The following is a 19647-nucleotide window of genomic DNA, read 5'->3' as shown; positions in this document are numbered from 1 at the left end:
TTTTGGCCCGTCTGCGCAAGGCAGCGGGCAGTTCGTCAACAAACGTATCTCCCTGAATTTTTTATACACAATTACACCCAAACTCTTGTCACATTCCCCCAGTTCTCCTGCCAACCTTTTACACCCCTGAAGCGTATCTTTAGCCTCAGGAGTGGTGTCATTTTTTCCGCTCCGTGCATCCGGTCAATGTGCTTCGAGGTGGTTATGAAAAGGCTGTTGTTGTTGATGCTTACCGCTGGCGCGCTGATGTCAGCCAGCTCTGCGTCTTTCGCCTATGGGTATTACGGTCATGGCTATTACGGCCGCGGCTGGTATGGCGGACCGCGTGTTGTTGTCGGTATTCCCTGGGGCCCGCCGCCGCCGGTGTATTACGGGCCACCGCCGGTTGTCTATGTTGCGCCTGCGCAACCGCAGACTTACGTCGAGAAAACACCAAATTATGCTTACTACTGCCAGAATCCGGCGGGATATTACCCGCAAGTTCCACGCTGTGCGCGCGGCTGGATGAAGGTCGTTGTGGGTGATTCCGCTCCACGTTAACAGGCGATAATGTCATGAACAGGTTTACTCCGCTGGCGGTTATTGCCCTGGCCGCAGCGCTTTCCGGCTGCGTATCTCCCCCGACCCGCCCGGATGTAATGGTTTTACCGGGTACGGGAAAGGATTATCAGCAGTTTCAGAGAGATGAAATGTCCTGCCGGAATGCGGCCTACGCCAGCGTGAACGGCGGTGCGCAAACGGCCAATAATACTGCGGTGAATACTGCGGCGGCAGGCACGGCGGTCGGCGCCGCAGCCGGTGCTTTGCTGGGCGCGGCGTCACATCAGGCGGGTGCTGGCGCGCTGATTGGCGCAGGCAGCGGGCTGCTAATCGGCAGCGCGATGGGCAACAACAGTGCCGGTGCCAGCAGCGGCGATTTGCAGGATCAGTACGATACGGTTTACACCCAGTGCATGTACGCCAAAGGCAACAAAGTGCCGGTGGACGCCAGCTACAGCGACCGTCAGGACTCTGCGCCGCAAAGCCCGGTACCGCCGGATTACTATCCGTCTCAGCCGGGCGACAACGGCGTTCCGCCTGATTACGTTCAGTAAACACTAAGCAATAACACCAATAATAAAAAAGGCTGCCGTATCTGCGGCAGCCTTTTCGTTTTAACCGGATTTAGCGCCGGTTTGCGTCAGTCATGCGAACGGCGGACGCGCATTGAATACATCGTCAATCACCTCAAGTACCCCCTCGTTTTCATGGGAAGGCGCGCGATATTTCGCTGCGGCTTTTGCCGGGGCGGACGCATTTTCCATCGCAAAACCGTAGCCCGCGTAACTCAGCATTTCCAGGTCATTACCGCTGTCACCGAACGCCAGCACTTCATCATCACGGATACCGTAAATCTGCTGGATTTTGCGCAGCCCGCTGGCTTTATGATTCCCGGCGATAATCAGGTCAACGGATCCATGTCCGCTGGTCACCGGCGCGACGATCCCGCCGAGCTGTTCTGTGATTTGCCCCATCAGCGGGTAAACGTCGTCTTCCACGTAGCTCAGCGCGAATTTGAAAATCGTATCGCTGATTTCTGCATAACTTTGCACTTTGGTCAGACGATGATAGTAGCGACGCATCCGGCTGATAAACGCTTCGGGCGTGCCTTCCAGCACATACGCGCCCAGCCTGCCGCAGACAATCGTGTTGATCCCCGGCGTGCGGCGGATCCAGTCCAGCACCAGCGTGACCTGTTCAGGTTCAAGCTTGCCGCAGTAGATTTCCTGCTTTTTATCGACGACGTAACCGCCGCCTTCCGCCACGTAAGCGATCTCTTCATCGATGTCATCAAAGAAGGATTTCAGCTGGTAATACTGGTTACCGCTGGCGACGACAAACTTGATCCCGCGCTCCAGCATTTGCGCATACTGCCCGCGAAAACGGGCTTTGTTATATTCACCATTCTGATCCAGGAAAGTGCCATCCATGTCGACGGCAATAAGTTTTACGGCCATTACAGCTCCTTACAGGGTCGGATTTGAAACAATCATCATAAACAAAAAAGGCTGGCGGGGTTCTGCACACCAGCTGGCAAGATGCCACTCAGTTATAAACTTTTATTAATCAGCCTGATATTTTAATTTGTACGCGCCGAACGTCACGATCAGAAATGCGGCAGCGACGGCGGAAAACGCCACGTACAAACTCGACTGGTGCGCGACAAAACCAATCAGCGCCGGACCACCCAAAATTCCGAGATACCCGAGCGTTGCGACAAACGCCACTGACATGTTCACCGGCATCACTTTTTCCTGACCGGCCAGCGTGATAAGCACCGGCGCAATGTTTGCCGCACCAATCCCGACCAGCGCAAAACCGCAAACCGGCAGGAACCAGCCCGGCAGCAGGATCACCATCAGATAACCGGCAATCCCGAGGATTCCGCCCATCACCAGAACGCGTTTACGGCCCAGCGTGCTGACAATCGCGTCGCCGGTCAGACGCATCACGGACATCGCAATGGCAAACACCGCAAACCCCCATCCCGCATGTTCAAGCGCCAGCCCGCGCTCGCGGGTCAGGAAAACGCCGCCCCAGTCGAGCACTGCGCCTTCGGCCATAAAGCAAATCATCGCCATAACCGCCATCAGGATCAGACGGAAATTAGGCCGTGCTTTAGCTTTACCTTCGTGCGAGCTTTCCTCGTGCGCCCCGAACGGCAGCAGGCTGCGCCACGAAAACGCCGTCCCCAAAATCACCAGCACGATGGCGAAAAATGTGCTGCCCACCGGCGTGATACCGGCGCTGAGCAACAACGCACCGCCACCCGCGCCCGCAATCCCGCCGACGCTCCACAGACAGTGAAAACCCGACATCAGCGGTTTATCCGCGGCCTGTTCAACCATCGTGCCCTGCACATTGACCGCCACATCCGCCAGCCCGATGCCCATGCCGAAAATGAACAGACTCAGCGCCATCAGCCGGATATCGCTGAATGTCGCCAGCAGCGGCATCATCAGACAATACATCACCACGGCGGCGAGGATCACCGCGCGGCAACCGAATCGGCCGATGATCCGGCCGGAGCCCAACATCGACAACAACGATCCTGCGCCGAGACACAACAGCAGCATACCGAGCGCACCGGCTTCGGAATGCGTTCGCAGCTGCGCGTAGGGCACCAGCGCGCCCCACAATCCCATCGCCATGCCGGTGACAAAAAATATCATCCGCGTAGCCACACGGCGGCCCGGTGCGCCGACCCACTCAGCGGGTTTTTCTAATTCAGGTGACAGTGACAAAGTGCGCTCCTGTGCCGTACTGGATAGTTATTAAAAGACTTTTAATAAGTGCGCAGTATATTGATCAGGACAACGCAAAGTCAACGCCTGAGGCGCGATTAGTTTCCGAAAGCGATATGCAGGTTGTAGTTATTCAGCGTGAGTTCAGTGATGCCTTGCAGATAGTCCTGCCGCATCGACGGGCGATAAATCAGCGCGGGCATATGCTGCGCGGGAATATGCTCCTGACACCGCTCGGTAAGTTCGGGGATCAGCGCATCGCTGATTTTCGGGCCGGAGAGCGCAATTGTCGCCGGGTTGATAATGGCACTGAGCGAGACAATGACCTTGGCCATTTCTTCCGCCACAGGCAGCTTATCGAGATCTTTATACGGCAGGTTCGACACCTCGCCCGCAAACTGACTGGCACCCTGCAACACCTGCCCGTTGATGACCATTCCGCAGCCGAGGCAAGGCACGTCAGGCTTGAAAATGTAGGCTACCGGCGCGGTTTCTCCCGCGCAGCTGCTGCGGTAAAAACCATAGGCGGTGTAGTTCATGTCGTTGTCAGCCTGCACGTAGATACCGAATTTTTCGCGCAGCTGTTGTTCGATATCCACACCGGCGAACGCGCTGATATCACAGGTCGCCACGCGCCCTTTCACCACCACGCCCGGCAGGCCGATACCGAGGGCTTTAATGTTCGGGTAATCCGCCAGCAACCCCGCAATCTGCTGATAAAACGTTTCCAGGCTGAGCGGCAGAAAGCGCACTTCGCCCTGCGCCAGGCTCGCGCCCGTGGCCGAATTCACCGACCAGATAATCTGCGCCGCCGCATCGCTGCCCTGCGCATAGAGACTCAGCACGGAGAAATAATCGGGGTTATACGCGTAACGCTGCGCAGGCCGCCCGCCGCGGGATTCTTCCAGCTCAAGCGCCAGCACTTCACGCGTCAGACGTAATTCATTAAGCACCGCGCCGCAGGTCGCAATACTCAGCCCCGTTTGCGCCGCCACTTCCGCTTTGGTCGCCGAGCCCAGTGATTTCAACGCCTGAGTGACCAGCACCACGTTATTGATCTTCATTTCGCGGGTTGTACGGTTTTGCGGGGTAATCATGGTGCCTCGGGATGCGGGGAATTTGAGGGTAATTTAGCACAAAATCAGGGCGCGGACTTTTGGCCGATAAAACTCAGAGGGGGAAGTGTTTAGAAGGAGGAAGTATCCGGAGGCAAGTCACCTCCGGATGACGGATTACAGCACCTTACTCAAGAACTCGCGGGTACGCGGATTGGTTGGTGCGGTGAAAAGCTGCGCTGGCGGCCCTTCTTCCTGGATCACACCCTGATCAATAAACACCACGCGATCGGCCACTTCACGGGCAAAGCCCATTTCGTGGGTCACGATCACCATCGTCATGCCTTCGAGCGCCAGCTGTTTCATAACGGCCAGCACTTCGCCGACCAGCTCGGGGTCGAGCGCAGATGTCGGTTCGTCGAACAAAATGATCGAAGGTTCCATCGCCAGCGCCCGGGCGATCGCCACACGCTGCTGCTGACCGCCGGAAAGGCTGGAAGGCCAGGCGTCGATTTTGTCGATCAGCCCGACTTTTTGCAGCAGCTTCTCAGCACGTGAAACCGCTTCGGCTTTCGACAACCCTTTCAGCGACATCGGCGCCATAATCAGGTTTTCCAGCACCGTCATGTGCGGAAACAGATTAAAGCGCTGGAACACCATTCCGACGCCGGAACGCAGCGTATTCAGATTGGTTTTCGGGTCATGAACCGCGAAACCGTTTACCACTACTTCGCCGCCGTTCGGTTTTTCCAGCGCGTTCAGGCAACGCAGGAAGGTACTTTTCCCCGAACCGGACGGGCCGATGATGCACACCACTTCTTTCTCTGCGATATCACACGAGATGCCGCGCAAAACGTGGGTTTCACCGAACTGTTTCTGTAAATCCTTAACGTGAATCACTTTTGCCAAACCTCTTTTCCATGTGTTGAACCAGCAGCGAGAGCAGGAAAGTCAGAACCCAGTACACCAGCGAAATCGTCAGGTAGGGTTCCCAGTAGGTGGCGTAAGCGCCGGAAACAGTTCGCGCCGCGTAAGCCAGATCGGCCAGGCCGATGGCGGACGCCAGCGAAGAATCTTTCACAATCGCAATCGCGTTATTGCCCAGCGGCGGCAGAATACGACGAAACGCCTGCGGCAAAATCACTTTGCGCATCGTTTTGCCCCAGCCCATCCCTAATGCACGTGACGCTTCCATCTGGCCGTTATCAATCGACTGGATCCCGGCGCGGAAAATTTCGGAAACGTAAGCGCCCGCGTTCAGCGTAATCGCGACGACACAGGATAAAAACGCGCCGTAATCGGAGCGTAACGCACGGGCGAAATCCGAAGACATCAGGCCGTTGGTCACTAAAATCCCGTCACGCGGATTGATGAACAGCGGAACCAGCGCGAAGTGAACCACCATAATCTGCACAAACAGCGGTGTCCCGCGAAATGCGCTGACGTAAATGCGCACCGGCCATTGCACGGCGAAGCGCAGAACATATTTCCACGGGCCGTCGTCGGCGCGGGCCATGCGTCCGAGGCCGAGCAGCAGGCCCCAGGTGGTGCCTAAAATGACGCAAATGAGGGTGCATTTGATGGTCATCAGCGCGCCCTGTACAAACAGCGGCGCATATTCTGAGATTATCTCCCAGCGAAATCCGGTCATACCTGTCCTTGTTCAGGGGCGCTTTCACGCCCCTGCATATCAATATTTTTCTGGGGGGATTTATTGCGCTGGCAGCGTTGGCACGTTCTTATCAAACCAGGTTTCGTAGATTTTTGCGTAGGTGCCGTCAGCCACGATTTTCTTCAGACCGGCGTTGATTTTACCCAACAATTCCGTGTTGTCTTTGGCGACCGCAATGCCGAAATACTGACGTTCGAACTTGCTGTCCGGCACCAGTTTCAGGGCTTTTTCAGGATGGGATTTGATGTAGTACTTCACCACGCCGACGTCGCCAACCGCTGCGCCAATGCCGTCTTCCGCCAGTTCCTGCAACATCAGCGGCGTGTTATCAAAACGTTTGATGTCCGTGCTGTTTTTGCCCAGTGCGTCAGATACCACGATGTCGCCGGTGCTGGAGTTCACTACGCCGACTTTCAGGCCTTTCAGCGCAGCAACGGAATCCACTTTGGAATCCGCAGGCACCACGATGGATTGTTCTGCCGGGAAATACGGCGCAGAGAAATCGACCATCGCTTTACGTTTGTCGGTAATGGTGATGCCGGAAATAATGATGTCACGATCACCGGAATTCAGGGTGGCGAAAATCCCTTCCCACGGCGTATTGACCAGTTTGATGTCAAAATCTTCCGCTTTAGCGATAGCTTTGATGATGTCGATATCAAAACCTTCCAGCTGTTTCTGGCTGTTTTCATATTCGAAAGGGCGATACGTGCCGCCGGAACCGACCACATATGTGGTCTGCGCGGCGTAGGCGGAAGTGATTAAGGAAGAAAGCAGGCACCCGGTGAGAACTAAAGACTTGAACATGGACACTCCTGTGTGTTTGTTATTTTATGCAGATAATTTGCATAAAAATACACAAATTGACGAAGCGCTTCAACCGAAAATTTGGTGAGGGTGACAGACAGATAAGAAGAATCCTCCGAGTTCCCCGCGGCGACATTCATCTCAATCCTGATATCGGGTATATTGGTACGCAGATCACAAAAATCCCTTAAAGGAAGACGTCGCACTATGAGTTATCGTTTCACCCTGGCCGCCGTTGCGGCCGTTTTCGCACTCACAGGATGCGCAAACACCAAAACCGCTGAAAAACCGGCGTTCGATCTCGGTTCCACGCGTCTGACCGTCACACACGTTCCGACCAAAACTGACGATGGCACCCAGATTTACGTCACCATTGATGGCAAAGATGCCGGGGCGCTGGGGCTTGGCGAAAGCGTGGAAGTGCAGCTTCCGGAAGGGAAACATCAGGTCGGCGGTTACGCCCGTTCACTGATCGGACGCGTGACTATTGCGCCTGTCGATGTGACAACGTCACGCAACGATATCAGCCATGTGACCTATTCCGTTGCGAATCTCAAGCCGACATTCCTGGTTCGCGCGACAACCCCGATCCCGAAACCTAAGTCAGAGTCGGTGCCGTTAGAACCGATCCCGGCCCTGCCAACGCAAATTGAGGCACCGGCAACGGACGTTCAGGCGCAAACCACAACGCCTGCGGCGGCATCAGCAACGACGCCAGCAGAAACTACAGCACCTGTAGCAGCAACCGCAACAGCAACGCCAGCCACTACAACGCCGGCGACGACAACCAAAACCGAAACCACTACAACGCCGGCTGCGGCAACCACGACTCCGTCTACCACCACGCAGACTGAAACCACGACTACACCGGCAACCCAGACCACTACGCAGTCTGTGCCTGTCACCACGTTGCAGTCGCAGACGGACACCACGACGTCATCGCCTCAGGCAGCTAACATCACTGAACTTCAGGATCCGCAGAGCTAAACTGTTCTGCTTTCCGCACGGCCCGTTTCCGGATTTCATCCCCGGAAACGGGCCGTTTGCTTTTAGAATTTCACCACCGCACCCAGCTCAATCACCCGGTTTGGCGGAATATGATAATGTTCCGGCGCACGCAGGGAGTTACGTTGTAACACCTGGAACAGTTTCCCCCGCGCTTTGAGATACCAAGGACGCGGATCGCCCAGCACAAAGGTATCCCGCGACATAAAGAACGACGTTTCATTCATCGTACACTTCAGCCCTTCCAGCCCGCAGCGGTACAAAATATCAGTGACATTAGGTTTTTCCCGCCAGCCATAACTGGCGATAACACGCCAGAATGACGGCGAAAGCTGCTCAATCGTCACACGCCGGACGTTGTGCACGTACGGCACATCTTCCGTGGCGACCGTCAGTAACACCACGCGCTCATGCAATATCTTGTTATGTTTAAGATTATGCAGCAGCACCAGCGGCACTTCATATTGCCCGCGCGACATCACCACGGCGGTACCGGGTACACGTTTCGGCGGCGATTTTTCCAGTGACACAATCAGCGCTTCGAGCGCTTCCGGATCCTGACGTAAACGCCTCACCAGGCGATTACGTTCAGTTTTCCAGGTGAGCATAATCAGCAGAATCGTCAGGCCGATCACCACCGGCAGCCAGCCGCCGGAGAACAGTTTGACCAGATTCGCGGCAAATAACGGCACATCAATCAGTAGCATGACCGCCATCATCAGGCCGCCCACCCCGCTTTTCCAGCCCCAGTTTTTCACCATCACAATGCCTATCAGCAGTGAAGTAATGACCATCGTACCCGTCACCACAATGCCGTAAGCAGACGCCAGATTGCTGGAGTGTTTGAAGCTGAGGATGGCAATCAGCACCGCGAAATAGAGCAGCCAGTTGACGACCGGAATATAGATCTGCCCCGACTCTTCATCAGAGGTGTAGATGATGCGCATCGGCGGCAGATACCCCATCCGCACGGCCTGACGCGTCAGGGAGAATACGCCCGAAATCACCGCCTGCGAGGCAATCACCGTCGCCAGCGTCGCCAGTATCAGCAGCGGGATCAGCGCCCAGCCGGGTGCCAGCAGGAAAAACGGATTCTGGATGGCGTCAGGTTTGCTGAGTAACAGCGCACCCTGCCCGAAATAGTTCATCACCAGCGATGGCCCGACCAGAATAAACCACGCAATGCGGATCGGCTTTTTACCGAAATGCCCCATGTCGGCGTACAGCGCCTCCCCGCCGGTCACGGACAGCACCACCATGCCGAGCGCGAAAAACGAAACGGTTTTGTATTCCGCAAAGAAGTGCACCGCCCAGTACGGGTTCAGTGCGTGCAAGACCTGCGGATTACGCAAGATCCCGCTGAGGCCCAGCACGCCAATCGTGACAAACCACAGCACCATTACCGGCGCAAAGATTTTCCCGACGCTGCCGGTGCCATTTTTCTGAATGAAAAACAGCAGCGTCAGAACGGCAATGGAAAACGGAATGATAAAACGATCGAGGGAAGGTTCGATGATTTCCAGCCCTTCAATGGCGGAAAGCACCGAAATCGCCGGGGTAATGACGCCGTCGCCGTAGAAGAAACTGCCGCCCACCAGCCCGAGAAACATGATAAGTGGCACCCATCGCGGGCTCAGATTGCGCACGGCCAGCGACATCAGGGTGAGAATTCCCCCTTCGCCGTCGTTGTCGGCGCGCATCACAAAACTGATGTATTTGACCGAAACGACCAGCATCAGCAGCCAGAAGATCAGCGACAGAAAGCCGAACAGAGAGCTCTGTGTCAGGGTGATGCCCGCCTGGCCGGTCAGGCATTCCCGCAGGGTATATAACGGGCTGGTACCGATGTCGCCATACACGACACCAATACAGGCCACAGTCACAGTAAGCAGGGATGATTTCTTTTTTATATGTGTCATAAGTGGCTTCGCGATGTCTCAGGACAACCTTTGTTGTCCCATTTTCAGAGTATAGCTGCTGCCACCTGTTCGCCGCCTCAACAACCCTCATTTTCTTTACATAAAAGAAACATTTAACGCACAAAGCCTTTTGCAATCGCAATAAAATTATCGCGGACAGAATCGTCATAGCGCGGGTCCCAGGCGATGCCCACCTGCCAGCGGGTTGCTCCCCCCGAAAGCGGCACAATATTCAACCCCGGTGGCGCGATATGCACCACGCTTTGCGGCAACAGGGCCACGCCGGTACCGGCAATAATCAGCGCGACAATCGTCTGAATATCTTCCACCTGCTGCGTGGCGCCCGGAAATATGTGCTGCTCGTGCAGGAACAGCGTCGTCTGCGTATCCAGACCGCCGCCGCGCGCCGGGTACAAACGCAGCAACGGGAATTTTTGCAGCCAGTCTTCGATGCTCAGGCCATTATTCTCCGGCGTGACCAGCACCAGATTATCGTCAAACAGGCTGTGATAACTGAGCGGTTTCGCCGGTGGCACACGGACGAACCCGACCTGCAACGCCCCGCTTTGCAGCATGTCGTATTGCTGCGCCGAGGGCAGATCTTCGAGCGTGATGTCAACGCCGGGATACTGCGCCCGGAACTGCGCAATACATTCCGGCGCAAAATAAAAACTGGACAGCCCGAAACCTGCCGCCAGAAAACCTTCGCGCCCTTTCGCCACCTGTTCTGCGTGATGCAAAAACAGCTCCGCCTGCGCGACGACTTTTTTCGCTTCCGGCAACAGCCGCTGCCCGCCCGCCGTCAGCGCGGTGCCGTGGCGGCCACGCGTAAACAGCGCCAGGTTTACCCGGGATTCCAGCAGATTGATCTGTTTGGTGAGCGCAGGTTGCGATATCGCCAGCGCCTCTGCTGCCAGGGCGTAATTTCCTTTTTCTGCCAGCACCACGAACGCCTTGAGCAGTCGCGTATTCATATTTTGCATTCCGTTTGGTTATCAAAAATGAAAAACAATTCATTATAAAGTTATCAGCCGGATTGCTGTAATGCCAGTGAAAGTCACCCTTTGTGACCCTTTACGGAGAACGGCGATGAGCGAAGTCACGGCAGTAAAATCGATAAAAACGGCAGTGGTTCAGTTTCAGCATCAGGCCAGCAATAAGGCTTATAACCTGTTGATTATGGAGAAATACATTGAACAGGCCGCCGCGCAGGGTGTGAAGATCCTGGCCTTCCCGGAAATGTGCATCACCGGTTACTGGCACGTGCCGGGTCTTTCGGCGGAAGAAGTGAATGCGCTGGCTGAAGCGGTTGAAACCAGCCCGTCGCTGGCACTGATCAGGGCGCTGGCGGCGAAAAATCAGATGCTGATTGGCGCGGGCCTTATCGAACGCGCGACAGATGGCCGGATTTATAACACCTACGTGGCCTGCATGCCGGACGGTTCTTATCACGCGCACCGCAAACTTCACGCGTTTGAACATCCTGCGTTTAGCTGCGGTGACGGTTTTACCGTTTTTGATACGCCGTGGGGCGTGAAGGTGGGGATCCTGATTTGCTGGGACAATAATCTGGTGGAAAACGTACGCGCGACCACGCTGCTTGGCGCGGATATCCTGCTGGCACCGCATCAGACCGGCGGCACCCATTCGCGCAGCCCGCACGGCATGAAACCCATTCCGCTGGAATTGTGGGAACAACGTGCGCAAAGAAAGGAAGAAATCACCGCCGCGTTTAAAGGGGAAAGTGGCCGCGGATGGATCCTGCGCTGGTTGCCATCGCGTGCGCATGATAACGGACTGTTCATTTTATTCAGCAACGGCGTGGGCGCCGATGCGGATGAAGTCCGCACCGGCAACGCGATGATCCTCGACCCCTATGGCCGGATCATCAGCGAAACCTGGGTTGCCGCTGACGCCATGGTCAGCGCCGAACTGGATTTAACGCTGATCCCCCTGAGTTCGGGCCGCCGCTGGATCTACGGCCGACGCCCGGAATTGTATTCCATTCTCACCGAGCGTCAGGGCTACGAGCGCGACGCCATCACCGCACGTTTTTCCGAGGAAGCGACGGGGCCGGCATCGCGTAAAGTTTAACGTGTCATAGCGTAATGATTGTGGAAGCCGGTGATGTGCAAGTCCCGGCATTCATTCTTTCACCGTGTTTATTCAACCGCGTGCAGACTGTGCCTCACCCGCTGAGAATTAGTGAATCCCCCCTCAGAACCTAACGGATTAGGATTACAGGCTTTTTTGCCCCTCTGCGGATGAATTTCAGGCCAAATGAAGCCTTTTCATACAAATATAGCCAAGGCTAACATTCTTAACCAACACTATAACTAGTTGAATATTATGGTTTTTTTATTTTGTTTTTTGTGGCAGACTGCGCGCTTCTGTTGATAACCCGCCTTTTTGTCACCAAAGGCATGACCGGTCCGTTTTTATGCAACTTTATACTATCCTCATTCTGGCTTTTGGTATGTCTATGGATGCCTTCGCGGCGGCTATCGGCAAAGGTGCCGCGTTGCACCGTCCCCCGCTGAAAGAGGCACTGCGTACCGGATTAATTTTTGGCGTGATTGAAGCCATAACGCCGGTGATCGGCTGGGCTATCGGGCTGGCGGCCAGCCAGTTTATTATGAGCTGGGATCACTGGGTGGCGTTCACCCTGCTGCTGGTTCTGGGGATCCGTATGATTTCCGAAGCCTTCAAAAAAGATAAGGCCGAAGAAGTTGAAGCGCCGCGCCGTCACGGTTTCTGGCTGCTGGTGACCACCGCAATTGCCACCAGTCTGGATGCGATGGCCGTCGGTGTCGGGCTGGCATTCCTGCAAGTGAATATTCTGGTGATGGCGCTGACGATTGGCGCGGCGACCACCATTATGGCAACCTCCGGCATGCTGCTGGGCCGTTTTCTCGGCGCGGCCATCGGTAAATGGGCCGAAGTGCTGGGCGGTATCGTGCTGATTGGCATCGGTACGTCGATTCTGGTCGAGCATTTAGGTTTGCTGAGCTGACGTGAATTACGGTAGCTTTACGGGAAATGGTTCAGCCAATCCGACAGGAGCACCGTAATGCCACATATTGATTTGAAATTTTATCCGCGCGGGCTTTCAGAAGAAGCGACGCAAAAACTGGTCGATGACCTTTCCGCCGTGCTGATTAATCATCTGGGGACGACGGACAAAGCCATCTCCGTGATGTTGACGGAAGTTCAGCCAGAGGCGTGGAAAAGCGATGTGTATGATCCGGTCATCAGACCGGCATTAGATCAGATGGCGAAAAAACCCGGTTATACCCTGTAATCTCCCTCACTGCGTCATCCCCCATTTGAAGACCCCGTCACGGCTAACGTGACGGGGTCACTTTTTAGTACTCATTACTTTTAGCGCTACTTACAGTGTTCCCGTCCCGCCGTCAGAACACCAGACCTGTCCGGAGGAATAGCTGCTTTCCGGCGATGCAAACGCGACATACAGCGCCGCGATTTCCGCAGGCTGGCCGGGGCGCCCCAGCGGTGCCTGCTCGCCAAATTTTTCAACTTTCTCCTGGGGCTGCCCCCCCGAGGTTTGCAGAACCGTCCAGTACGGGCCAGGCGCGACAGCATTCACACGAATTCCGTCAGGCGCAAGCTGCTTGGCGAGCGATTTCGTAAACGCCACGATTGAAGCCTTGGTTTGCGAATAGTCGAGGAGATTCTCACTCGGCAAAAATGCCTGAACCGAGGTTGTGTTGATCACCGAGCTGCCGCGCGGAAGATAATCCAGCGCCGCTTTGGTTATCCAGAACATCGCGTAAACGTTGGTTTTAAACGTCGCGTCAAACGCCTCGGTCGTGAGATCTTTAATCGAATTGCAGAACTGCTGACGCCCGGCGTTATTCACCAGAAGATCCAGCCCGCCGAGCTGTTCCGCGGCTTCTTTTACCAGCCTCTGACAAAACTGCTCATCACGGAGATCACCCGGGATCGCAATAATCTTGCGCCCTTCACTGCGCAGTAAATCGACGACTTCCCGGGCATCCGGTTCTTCTTCCGGCAAATAGTTAATCGCGACATCAGCGCCTTCACGGGCAAATGCAATCGCGACAGCGCGGCCAATACCCGAATCACCGCCGGTCACCAGTGCCTTGCGGCCTTCAAGCCTGGAACTCCCCTGATAAGAGGTTTCACCGTGATCCGGAACCGGGACCATTTTGCTCGCCAGACCCGGGAACGGCTGTTTCTGCCTTTCAAAAGGGGGCTTTGGATACGCATCCACATGTGGCTGATTGAGGGACGGAGGAAGGGGTTTCTGACTGCTCATGATGGCTCCTTAAACTAAAAACGTAGTATTAAGGGTAGAACACCTCAGCCTGCCCGAGGTGTGTTACGGACAGTTCCGAGTTGAGGCCGGCAAGCATTGAGAGGAAATCAGGTGAATGTCATCGCCCCGCGTCCCTTCTTTTCGTAACGTCGTGATGATCTGAAAAATTCCGGCAACCGTAATTCAGACGCCAATCATCGCCGCTTGCGCCCTAAACCCTAAAAATATGAACGCAGATATCCTCATCCAGCCTGATAGTGCTTTTTTGCTTTCAAATCACGCCCCTTCTGGAGAGCGACGTCCATTTCGCAAAATTCGAAGATTCACGGTACCCGACCTTTCACTGAGTGGGGATCAGGCTTTTGGGTGCTTCAGCGTCAGCGGTTAACCTCTCTCAGCTTTCCGGATAAGCCACATGATAGCCGTCGGTGTTGTCCGGCGGAGTCACCGGCACGATATGCGCAAAACCCGGTTCGCCGAAATGCATACCTGCCACCAGCAGTTTTTCGCGGGCGACCTGCGCCATGATGGTTTTACGGGTGTTTTCCGCCTGAACGGGATCGCAGTCAAAGGCGATGGAAACGCCGGGCTGCGCGGACTGAATGTGCGGGAAATGTACGATATCGCCCCAAATCAGCAGGCTTTGATTGCCCGAATCAATGCGGTATCCGCTGTGCCCCGGCGTATGACCGGGCAGCCAGACGGAACGAATGCCTTTCACAATCTCCGCGCCATCAAGAAACTTCAGCTTCGCCGCGTAAGCCGTCAGCATCCGGCGCGCCAGCAAGAAATTACGCTGCCGGTGCTCCGCGACCTGCATCATTTTGCTGTCATCGCGCCAGTATTGGGCTTCGAGCGGGTGAATATGAATTTCTGCATTGGGATAAACCGGTTGCCCCTGCGCGTCCAGCAGCCCGCCGATGTGGTCCGGGTGCGCGTGCGTCAGCAGAACCGTATCGATATCTTCGGGAGCCACGCCCGCAGATCGCAGATTTTCACCGAGCTTTCCGCCGGAATTATTCAGCCCGCCGGTGCCGGAATCGACCAGAAGGGTGCGCCCCGGCCCGCGGATCAGGTAACAATTGATATGAATATTGCCGGGCTCTGCCAGCCCGGCGTCACGTTGTATTTTCGCGGCATCTGCCGTCTCAATGCCGGACAACAGATCCAGGCTTGCTGCCATGTTTCCGTCGCTCAGGGCAGTAACAGTAAAATCCCCAATCTGGCGGGACGCAAAAGACGGATTGTTCATAATCACCTCAGGTTAATTACGTGCATGAGGCTGCAACATTGTGGTTTAGCAACTCATAAGCCTTTGATGTGTTTGATCGCCAGCTGGAGCGCCGAGTTCGGCTCACCGTGGAAATCTAACGCCTCTTCCTGCGCACGTTCGAGACAAAAAACAATGCGCCTGCGGCTGACTTCCTCACAGTTCTGAGCAAGCATCAAACAACATTCACCCACCATCCTGCAGGCCTCTTCAAAAATCTGACCGGACTCTCGCATAGCAAACTCCATCACGCCTGAAAATAAAATACTGTTTTTAGGTTAACGGCATAATTTGATAAAAGTTTGTTTTTTTTACCGAACCTTTACTCAAATTTTCTGAGTTCGCGGACGGCGGGCAAGGCTAAATCAGAACATCACCGGCAACCCGAGCCCGCGTTTTACCTGCACCAGCGTTTGCTGCGTGACGTTTTGCGCCTGTTCGCTGCCGTGGCGCAGCAACGCCAGCAACTGACCTTTGTCCTGAATAAACGCATTCCTGCGGCTGCGGATCGGCGCGAGCAGGGCTTGCAGACAGCCTTCCAGTTCGTCCTTACAAGCCCGGTCGCCTAATCCTCCGCGCAAATAATGCGCTTTCATCGCGCTGACTTTTTCTGCGTCCGGGTGGAATGCGTCCAGATAGCTGAACACCACGTTGCCATCGACCTGACCCGGATCGTTAACCCGCAGGTGATTCGGATCGGTATACATCGCACAGACCGCCTGATGAATGTCTTCTTCGCTGGCGGAAAGCGTCAGCGTATTGCCAAGGGATTTCGACATTTTGGCCTTGCCGTCGATGCCCGGCAGACGCCCCGTTTTGCTCAGCAGCGCCTGACAATGGCGCAGCAACGGCTGACCCGTCAGGCTGTTCATCTTGTGGACGATTTCATTGGTCTGCTCAATCATCGGTAACTGGTCATCGCCGACGGGAATTAAATCCGCCTGAAACGCCGTGATATCCGCCGCCTGGCTGATCGGGTAGGTCATAAAACCGACCGGCAGCGAACGGGAAAAACCCTTCTGAGTAATTTCACTTTTCACGGTCGGGTTACGCTCGACACGCGCCACGGTCACGATGTTCATGTACAGCAGGGTGAGTTCGGCCAGCGCGGGCAATGCAGATTGCAGGCAGACCACCGTTTTGGTGGGGTCGATGCCCACCGCCAGGTAATCCGCCATCACTTCGGGAATATTACCGGCGACTTTTTGCGGGGAATTGCCGTTGTCGGTCAGCCCCTGAAGATCGGCGATCAAAATGTATTGCTGATTATCGTGTTGCAGCGCCACCCGCTGGCGCAGGGAGCCAGCAAAGTGGCCTAAATGCAGCTGACCGGTAGGACGGTCGCCGGTAAGAATGGTTTTTGCGTTATTCATGAGAGTTCCTTTTTGGTTTTTTACGCCGGAAAGGAGTCTGATAAACAACAAAGCCGCCTTCCGGCGGCTTTGTGAACAGATACAGGAATTCAGCCGCCTTTAGAGTGGCAGCCACCAGGAACAACGTGATGTGGTCATGGTGTGTATCTGAGTTTTCATGGCGGTAATTTATCATTACTTAGCACGAAAGGTAAATCACGAATTTCTTTGCAAGCCGCTCACTGCGGGCGTTGCGCGGCTATTCGGCTTTTACCGGTTTGATGAGCAACGCTTTTCCCCGGCGTCTTTCGCTCAATACGGCCAGTATTCCGGCGGCGGCAATCACCGATGCGCCAACCAGCGTCGAAACGGTCGGCAGGCTGTCGAGGAACAGGAAACCAATCATCATCGACCAGACCATCGTGGTGTAATCGAACGGTGCCAGCAGCGAGGCATCGGCGTAGCGCAGGCTCAGCGTAATGAGGATCTGCGCCATTCCGCCGAAAAATCCGCAGCCCGTCAGCAGCAAAAGCTGTCGGGTATCGGGGATTTTCCAGCCGAAGAAAATCGTCGCCAGCCCGATCAGCATGGTCATCAGCGAGAAGTAGAAGACGATCGCACCCGGCCTTTCGATACCGTTCAGAAAACGGATCTGCACCGACGACACCGCCGTACACATTGCCGCCAGCAGCGCCAGAATCACGCCAAATCCGGCTGAAACTTGCGTAAACCCGCCCGAAAGCAGCGAACCGCTGTCACGCAGATGCGCCCACAGCATCACCAGAATGCCGGTGAAACCGACCACCACCGCCATCCAGCGGGCGGCATGCACGTTTTCTCGCAACAAAATAGCGGCCATGATCACCGTAAACAGCGGCGCGGCGTAGCTGATTGCTGTGGCATCTGCCAGCGAGATATACACCAGCGCCAGATAGTTAAAATACATGCCGCCGGTGCCGGAAAATCCGCGAATTAAATGGCCGAATATATTCTTCGTTTTAATTTGCGCAATAACCGGCCCCTGCAATTTTAGCCAGATCAGCAGCGGGAATAAGGCGACGAAAGAGCGAAAGAATATCACTTCTCCGGTAGGAATATTTCCCCCCAACCCTTTTACGCAGGCCAGCATGAGCGTGGCGCACAGGGCGGATAATATTTTCAGCGAAACACCCATTCTGGCGTTCATGTTTTACCCTTTTACTCTTTGAGATTAGCGGTCTGAAACTGACCACTATTCTGGCAGAGCCCCCTTTTTTGCGGTCATACAAAAAGCGTATCGCCATACAGGGTTTACTTCTTATACAACGCCAGATTGAGCTTATATAGTCGGGTTGACCTCATAAGAAACCGCAGCCAGTTTTGCTCACAGTGAGCCAGGGGAAGTTGTCGTCACACACCGCTAATTAAAAGACCCGGAGAATGAATGATGAAACTGAAGTTACTGTCTTGCTCTTTGCTGACATTGCCACTGATGGCGGCCTTTTCCTCTGCGAAAGCCGATGTTCTCTCTGATATTCAGGCGCGCGGCGCGCTTAACTGTGCCGTGTATTCCGATGTGCCGCCTTTCTCTTCGCCGGATCCGAAAACACGCCAGCTGGCCGGAATGGACGTCGATTTATGCACGGCGTTAGCCAAACAGATGGGCGTAAAACTCAATCTGATGCCGACCTCTATTGAAGCGCGCATCGCGGTGATCGCAACCGGCCGCGCCGACGTGCTGATTGCCAATCTGGCGTACACTAAAACGCGCGGCCAGCAGATTCAGTTCAGCGACCCGTATTACGTGGCGAAAGAAGTGCTGGTGGTGAAAAAGCCGAACGTCAATAAAACCCGTGCGGATTTTAAAGGCAAACGCATCAGCGCCACCAAGGGCACGACGTCAGAGCAATCCATTTATCTGGCGGGCGCGAAAGCCGTGACCTTCCAGGATGCCGCCTCGGCGTTTCTGGCACTCGAACAGAATAAAGCCGTGGGCTTTGTCACCAACACCATGACCGCTATCAAGATGATTTCTCAGGCCGGAAAAGACGGCATCGAACTGGGGATGATCAAAGAACCGATGGCGCTGGAACCGATTGGCGTCGGTATGAAAAAGGACGAACCGGCGTTGCTGGCAAAAGTGAACGGCAGCCTGAAAGCGATGGATGACGACGGCACCATCGATAAAATCTGGGCAAACTGGATCGGACCAAATACCGAATACAAAATGGTGCGCGAAGACAAAGTTCAGCCGCTCTCCAGCCTTAAATTCGAACCTCTGGAATAGCCGATGACCATTGTGTCGCACGAGGTGCCTTCCCGCGTCTCTTATATTCTTGCCAGTCAGGGCGACAACATCAAAATCTCCACCATCGGCAGCCGTGCGTGGCTGATTGAAGCACCGGGTGATTTCGACCTGCCCGCCCAGCGCCGCATCTGGTCGCTGGCGGCCACACTGCGCATGCGCGATGACGTCGAATCGCTGATCCCCGGCGTCACCAATCTGCTGGTGCTGTTTCGCCAGACGCCGGAAGATTATGACGCGACTTTCGCCCTGCTGGTCGGCGCGTGGGAACAGGCGCAGGCCGTTCATCCGCAAGGCAAACTGATTGAAATTCCAGTGATTTACGGCGGCGAACATGCCACGGATCTGGATGCGGTTTGTCAGCATACCGGGCTTTCGCCCCGCGACGTCATCCGCCGCCACTCTCAGGGCAGCTACACGGTATTTTCACTGGGCAGCGCGCCGGGTTTTGGCTATCTCCACGGGCTGGATCCGTCTCTCGCTACGCCGCGTAAAAAAGTCCCCTCGCTGAATATGCTCAAAGGCACCGTGACCATCGGCGGTGCGCAGACCGGCGTTTCCGCGCTTACCGGGCCCAACGGCTGGAACGCCATCGGATTCGCCGAACTGACGCTGTTTGACCCGTGCGCTGAGAATCCCGCGCTGATGGCACCGGGTGACAGCGTGCGGTTCCTGCCAGAAAGGATAGAACTGTGACCC

Annotated in this window: 21 protein-coding genes; 8 read left to right on the top strand and 13 right to left on the bottom strand. The window is 55.3% G+C overall.

Going from position 1 to position 19647, the window contains the following annotated elements:
* Positions 1-204: 204 nt before the first annotated feature.
* Both GW579_RS16580 and GW579_RS16575 read left to right on the top strand, forming a co-directional pair.
* On the top strand, positions 205-540 hold the full coding sequence (locus GW579_RS16580; protein WP_165060311.1) for a hypothetical protein: 336 nt from the start codon (positions 205-207) through the stop codon (positions 538-540).
* Positions 541-554: 14 nt separating this feature from the next.
* On the top strand, positions 555-1094 hold the full coding sequence (locus GW579_RS16575; RefSeq protein WP_165060308.1) for a glycine zipper family protein: 540 nt from the start codon (positions 555-557) through the stop codon (positions 1092-1094).
* Positions 1095-1184: 90 nt separating this feature from the next.
* Here the strand turns inward: GW579_RS16575 and GW579_RS16570 are convergent, their stop codons facing one another.
* The 6 genes from GW579_RS16570 to GW579_RS16545 all read right to left on the bottom strand — a co-directional run bounded on the left by GW579_RS16570 (position 1185) and on the right by GW579_RS16545 (position 6818).
* Positions 1185-1997 (bottom strand): Cof-type HAD-IIB family hydrolase, encoded by an 813-nt coding sequence (locus GW579_RS16570; RefSeq protein WP_165060305.1) that lies wholly within the window; start codon positions 1995-1997, stop codon positions 1185-1187.
* A 105-nt stretch (positions 1998-2102) separates the two neighbouring features.
* The gene (locus tag GW579_RS16565; protein WP_420821547.1) at positions 2103-3284 is read right to left on the bottom strand and encodes an MFS transporter; all 1182 of its coding nucleotides are present in this window, start codon (positions 3282-3284) and stop codon (positions 2103-2105) included.
* A gap of 98 nt (positions 3285-3382) precedes the next feature.
* Positions 3383-4381 carry an ROK family protein gene (locus GW579_RS16560; protein ID WP_165060303.1) on the bottom strand — a complete coding sequence of 333 codons (999 nt, stop codon included), beginning with the start codon at positions 4379-4381 and terminating at the stop codon, positions 3383-3385.
* Between the two features lie 135 nt (positions 4382-4516).
* Positions 4517-5239, bottom strand: coding sequence for an amino acid ABC transporter ATP-binding protein (locus GW579_RS16555; protein WP_165060580.1), 723 nt, complete (start codon positions 5237-5239; stop codon positions 4517-4519).
* On the bottom strand, positions 5226-5990 hold the full coding sequence (locus tag GW579_RS16550; protein WP_152323849.1) for an amino acid ABC transporter permease: 765 nt from the start codon (positions 5988-5990) through the stop codon (positions 5226-5228). Before GW579_RS16550 ends, GW579_RS16555 begins: the two co-directional genes overlap by 14 nt.
* A 60-nt stretch (positions 5991-6050) precedes the next feature.
* Positions 6051-6818, bottom strand: a complete 768-nt coding sequence (locus GW579_RS16545; protein WP_165060300.1) for a basic amino acid ABC transporter substrate-binding protein — start codon at positions 6816-6818, stop codon at positions 6051-6053.
* A 207-nt stretch (positions 6819-7025) separates the two neighbouring features.
* Here GW579_RS16545 and GW579_RS23765 point away from each other — a divergent pair, with 207 nt between their 5' ends.
* Positions 7026-7805, top strand: a complete 780-nt coding sequence (locus GW579_RS23765; protein ID WP_235937407.1) for a hypothetical protein — start codon at positions 7026-7028, stop codon at positions 7803-7805.
* Positions 7806-7867: 62 nt separating this feature from the next.
* Here GW579_RS23765 and kup read toward each other — a convergent pair whose 3' ends face one another.
* Both kup and GW579_RS16530 read right to left on the bottom strand, forming a co-directional pair.
* Positions 7868-9742 carry a low affinity potassium transporter Kup gene (gene kup, locus GW579_RS16535; RefSeq protein WP_165060298.1) on the bottom strand — a complete coding sequence of 625 codons (1875 nt, stop codon included), beginning with the start codon at positions 9740-9742 and terminating at the stop codon, positions 7868-7870.
* A 113-nt stretch (positions 9743-9855) separates the two neighbouring features.
* Positions 9856-10716 carry a LysR family transcriptional regulator gene (locus tag GW579_RS16530; protein ID WP_165060296.1) on the bottom strand — a complete coding sequence of 287 codons (861 nt, stop codon included), beginning with the start codon at positions 10714-10716 and terminating at the stop codon, positions 9856-9858.
* Positions 10717-10831: 115 nt separating this feature from the next.
* Between GW579_RS16530 and GW579_RS16525 the strand changes: the two genes are divergently transcribed.
* The 3 genes from GW579_RS16525 (at position 10832) to pptA (ending at position 13043) form a co-directional block, all read left to right on the top strand.
* Positions 10832-11836 (top strand): nitrilase family protein, encoded by a 1005-nt coding sequence (locus GW579_RS16525; RefSeq protein ID WP_165060294.1) that lies wholly within the window; start codon positions 10832-10834, stop codon positions 11834-11836.
* A 346-nt stretch (positions 11837-12182) separates the two neighbouring features.
* Entirely contained in the window at positions 12183-12755 is a 573-nt protein-coding gene (gene mntP / locus GW579_RS16520) for a manganese efflux pump MntP (RefSeq protein WP_152323844.1), read from the top strand.
* 57 nt (positions 12756-12812) lie between these two features.
* Entirely contained in the window at positions 12813-13043 is a 231-nt protein-coding gene (pptA, locus tag GW579_RS16515; protein WP_152323843.1) for a tautomerase PptA, read from the top strand.
* A 90-nt stretch (positions 13044-13133) separates the two neighbouring features.
* Here pptA and GW579_RS16510 read toward each other — a convergent pair whose 3' ends face one another.
* From GW579_RS16510 to GW579_RS16490, 5 genes are all read right to left on the bottom strand, one after another.
* On the bottom strand, positions 13134-14042 hold the full coding sequence (locus GW579_RS16510) for an SDR family oxidoreductase (protein ID WP_165060292.1): 909 nt from the start codon (positions 14040-14042) through the stop codon (positions 13134-13136).
* 394 nt (positions 14043-14436) lie between these two features.
* Positions 14437-15294, bottom strand: a complete 858-nt coding sequence (locus tag GW579_RS16505) for an MBL fold metallo-hydrolase (protein ID WP_165060290.1) — start codon at positions 15292-15294, stop codon at positions 14437-14439.
* 53 nt (positions 15295-15347) lie between these two features.
* On the bottom strand, positions 15348-15488 hold the full coding sequence (locus GW579_RS16500; protein WP_226790127.1) for a hypothetical protein: 141 nt from the start codon (positions 15486-15488) through the stop codon (positions 15348-15350).
* 189 nt (positions 15489-15677) lie between these two features.
* The gene (trpS, locus tag GW579_RS16495; protein ID WP_165060288.1) at positions 15678-16685 is read right to left on the bottom strand and encodes a tryptophan--tRNA ligase; all 1008 of its coding nucleotides are present in this window, start codon (positions 16683-16685) and stop codon (positions 15678-15680) included.
* 238 nt (positions 16686-16923) lie between these two features.
* On the bottom strand, positions 16924-17850 hold the full coding sequence (locus GW579_RS16490; protein WP_165060286.1) for a DMT family transporter: 927 nt from the start codon (positions 17848-17850) through the stop codon (positions 16924-16926).
* Between the two features lie 240 nt (positions 17851-18090).
* On the opposite strand from GW579_RS16490, the gene GW579_RS16485 reads away from it, so the two are divergent.
* Positions 18091-18930: a transporter substrate-binding domain-containing protein gene (locus GW579_RS16485; RefSeq protein ID WP_165060578.1), complete on the top strand. Its 840-nt coding sequence runs from the start codon at positions 18091-18093 to the stop codon at positions 18928-18930.
* Between the two features lie 3 nt (positions 18931-18933).
* Positions 18934-19644, top strand: coding sequence for a 5-oxoprolinase subunit PxpB (gene pxpB / locus GW579_RS16480; RefSeq protein WP_165060284.1), 711 nt, complete (start codon positions 18934-18936; stop codon positions 19642-19644).
* Positions 19645-19647 lie beyond the last annotated feature (3 nt).

It is taken from the genome of Rahnella contaminans (assembly GCF_011065485.1).
Taxonomy (GTDB): domain Bacteria; phylum Pseudomonadota; class Gammaproteobacteria; order Enterobacterales; family Enterobacteriaceae; genus Rahnella; species Rahnella contaminans.
Note: the sequence above shows the minus strand (reverse complement) of the source record. Positions and strands in the feature narration are given on the sequence as shown.

Bases quoted from the DNA above. Each gene is read 5' to 3' on its own strand.
- GW579_RS16580 (WP_165060311.1), top strand. From the start codon at position 205: ATGAAAAGGCTGTTGTTGTTGATGCTTACCGCTGGCGCGCTGATGTCA.
- GW579_RS16575 (WP_165060308.1), top strand. From the start codon at position 555: ATGAACAGGTTTACTCCGCTGGCGGTTATTGCCCTGGCCGCAGCGCTT.
- GW579_RS16570 (WP_165060305.1), bottom strand. From the start codon at position 1,997: ATGGCCGTAAAACTTATTGCCGTCGACATGGATGGCACTTTCCTGGAT.
- GW579_RS16560 (WP_165060303.1), bottom strand. From the start codon at position 4,381: ATGATTACCCCGCAAAACCGTACAACCCGCGAAATGAAGATCAATAAC.
- GW579_RS16550 (WP_152323849.1), bottom strand. From the start codon at position 5,990: ATGACCGGATTTCGCTGGGAGATAATCTCAGAATATGCGCCGCTGTTT.
- GW579_RS16545 (WP_165060300.1), bottom strand. From the start codon at position 6,818: ATGTTCAAGTCTTTAGTTCTCACCGGGTGCCTGCTTTCTTCCTTAATC.
- GW579_RS23765 (WP_235937407.1), top strand. From the start codon at position 7,026: ATGAGTTATCGTTTCACCCTGGCCGCCGTTGCGGCCGTTTTCGCACTC.
- kup (WP_165060298.1), bottom strand. From the start codon at position 9,742: ATGACACATATAAAAAAGAAATCATCCCTGCTTACTGTGACTGTGGCC.
- GW579_RS16530 (WP_165060296.1), bottom strand. From the start codon at position 10,716: ATGAATACGCGACTGCTCAAGGCGTTCGTGGTGCTGGCAGAAAAAGGA.
- GW579_RS16525 (WP_165060294.1), top strand. From the start codon at position 10,832: ATGAGCGAAGTCACGGCAGTAAAATCGATAAAAACGGCAGTGGTTCAG.
- mntP (WP_152323844.1), top strand. From the start codon at position 12,183: ATGCAACTTTATACTATCCTCATTCTGGCTTTTGGTATGTCTATGGAT.
- pptA (WP_152323843.1), top strand. From the start codon at position 12,813: ATGCCACATATTGATTTGAAATTTTATCCGCGCGGGCTTTCAGAAGAA.
- GW579_RS16510 (WP_165060292.1), bottom strand. From the start codon at position 14,042: ATGAGCAGTCAGAAACCCCTTCCTCCGTCCCTCAATCAGCCACATGTG.
- GW579_RS16505 (WP_165060290.1), bottom strand. From the start codon at position 15,294: ATGAACAATCCGTCTTTTGCGTCCCGCCAGATTGGGGATTTTACTGTT.
- GW579_RS16500 (WP_226790127.1), bottom strand. From the start codon at position 15,488: ATGCTTGCTCAGAACTGTGAGGAAGTCAGCCGCAGGCGCATTGTTTTT.
- trpS (WP_165060288.1), bottom strand. From the start codon at position 16,685: ATGAATAACGCAAAAACCATTCTTACCGGCGACCGTCCTACCGGTCAG.
- GW579_RS16490 (WP_165060286.1), bottom strand. From the start codon at position 17,850: ATGAACGCCAGAATGGGTGTTTCGCTGAAAATATTATCCGCCCTGTGC.
- GW579_RS16485 (WP_165060578.1), top strand. From the start codon at position 18,091: ATGAAACTGAAGTTACTGTCTTGCTCTTTGCTGACATTGCCACTGATG.
- pxpB (WP_165060284.1), top strand. From the start codon at position 18,934: ATGACCATTGTGTCGCACGAGGTGCCTTCCCGCGTCTCTTATATTCTT.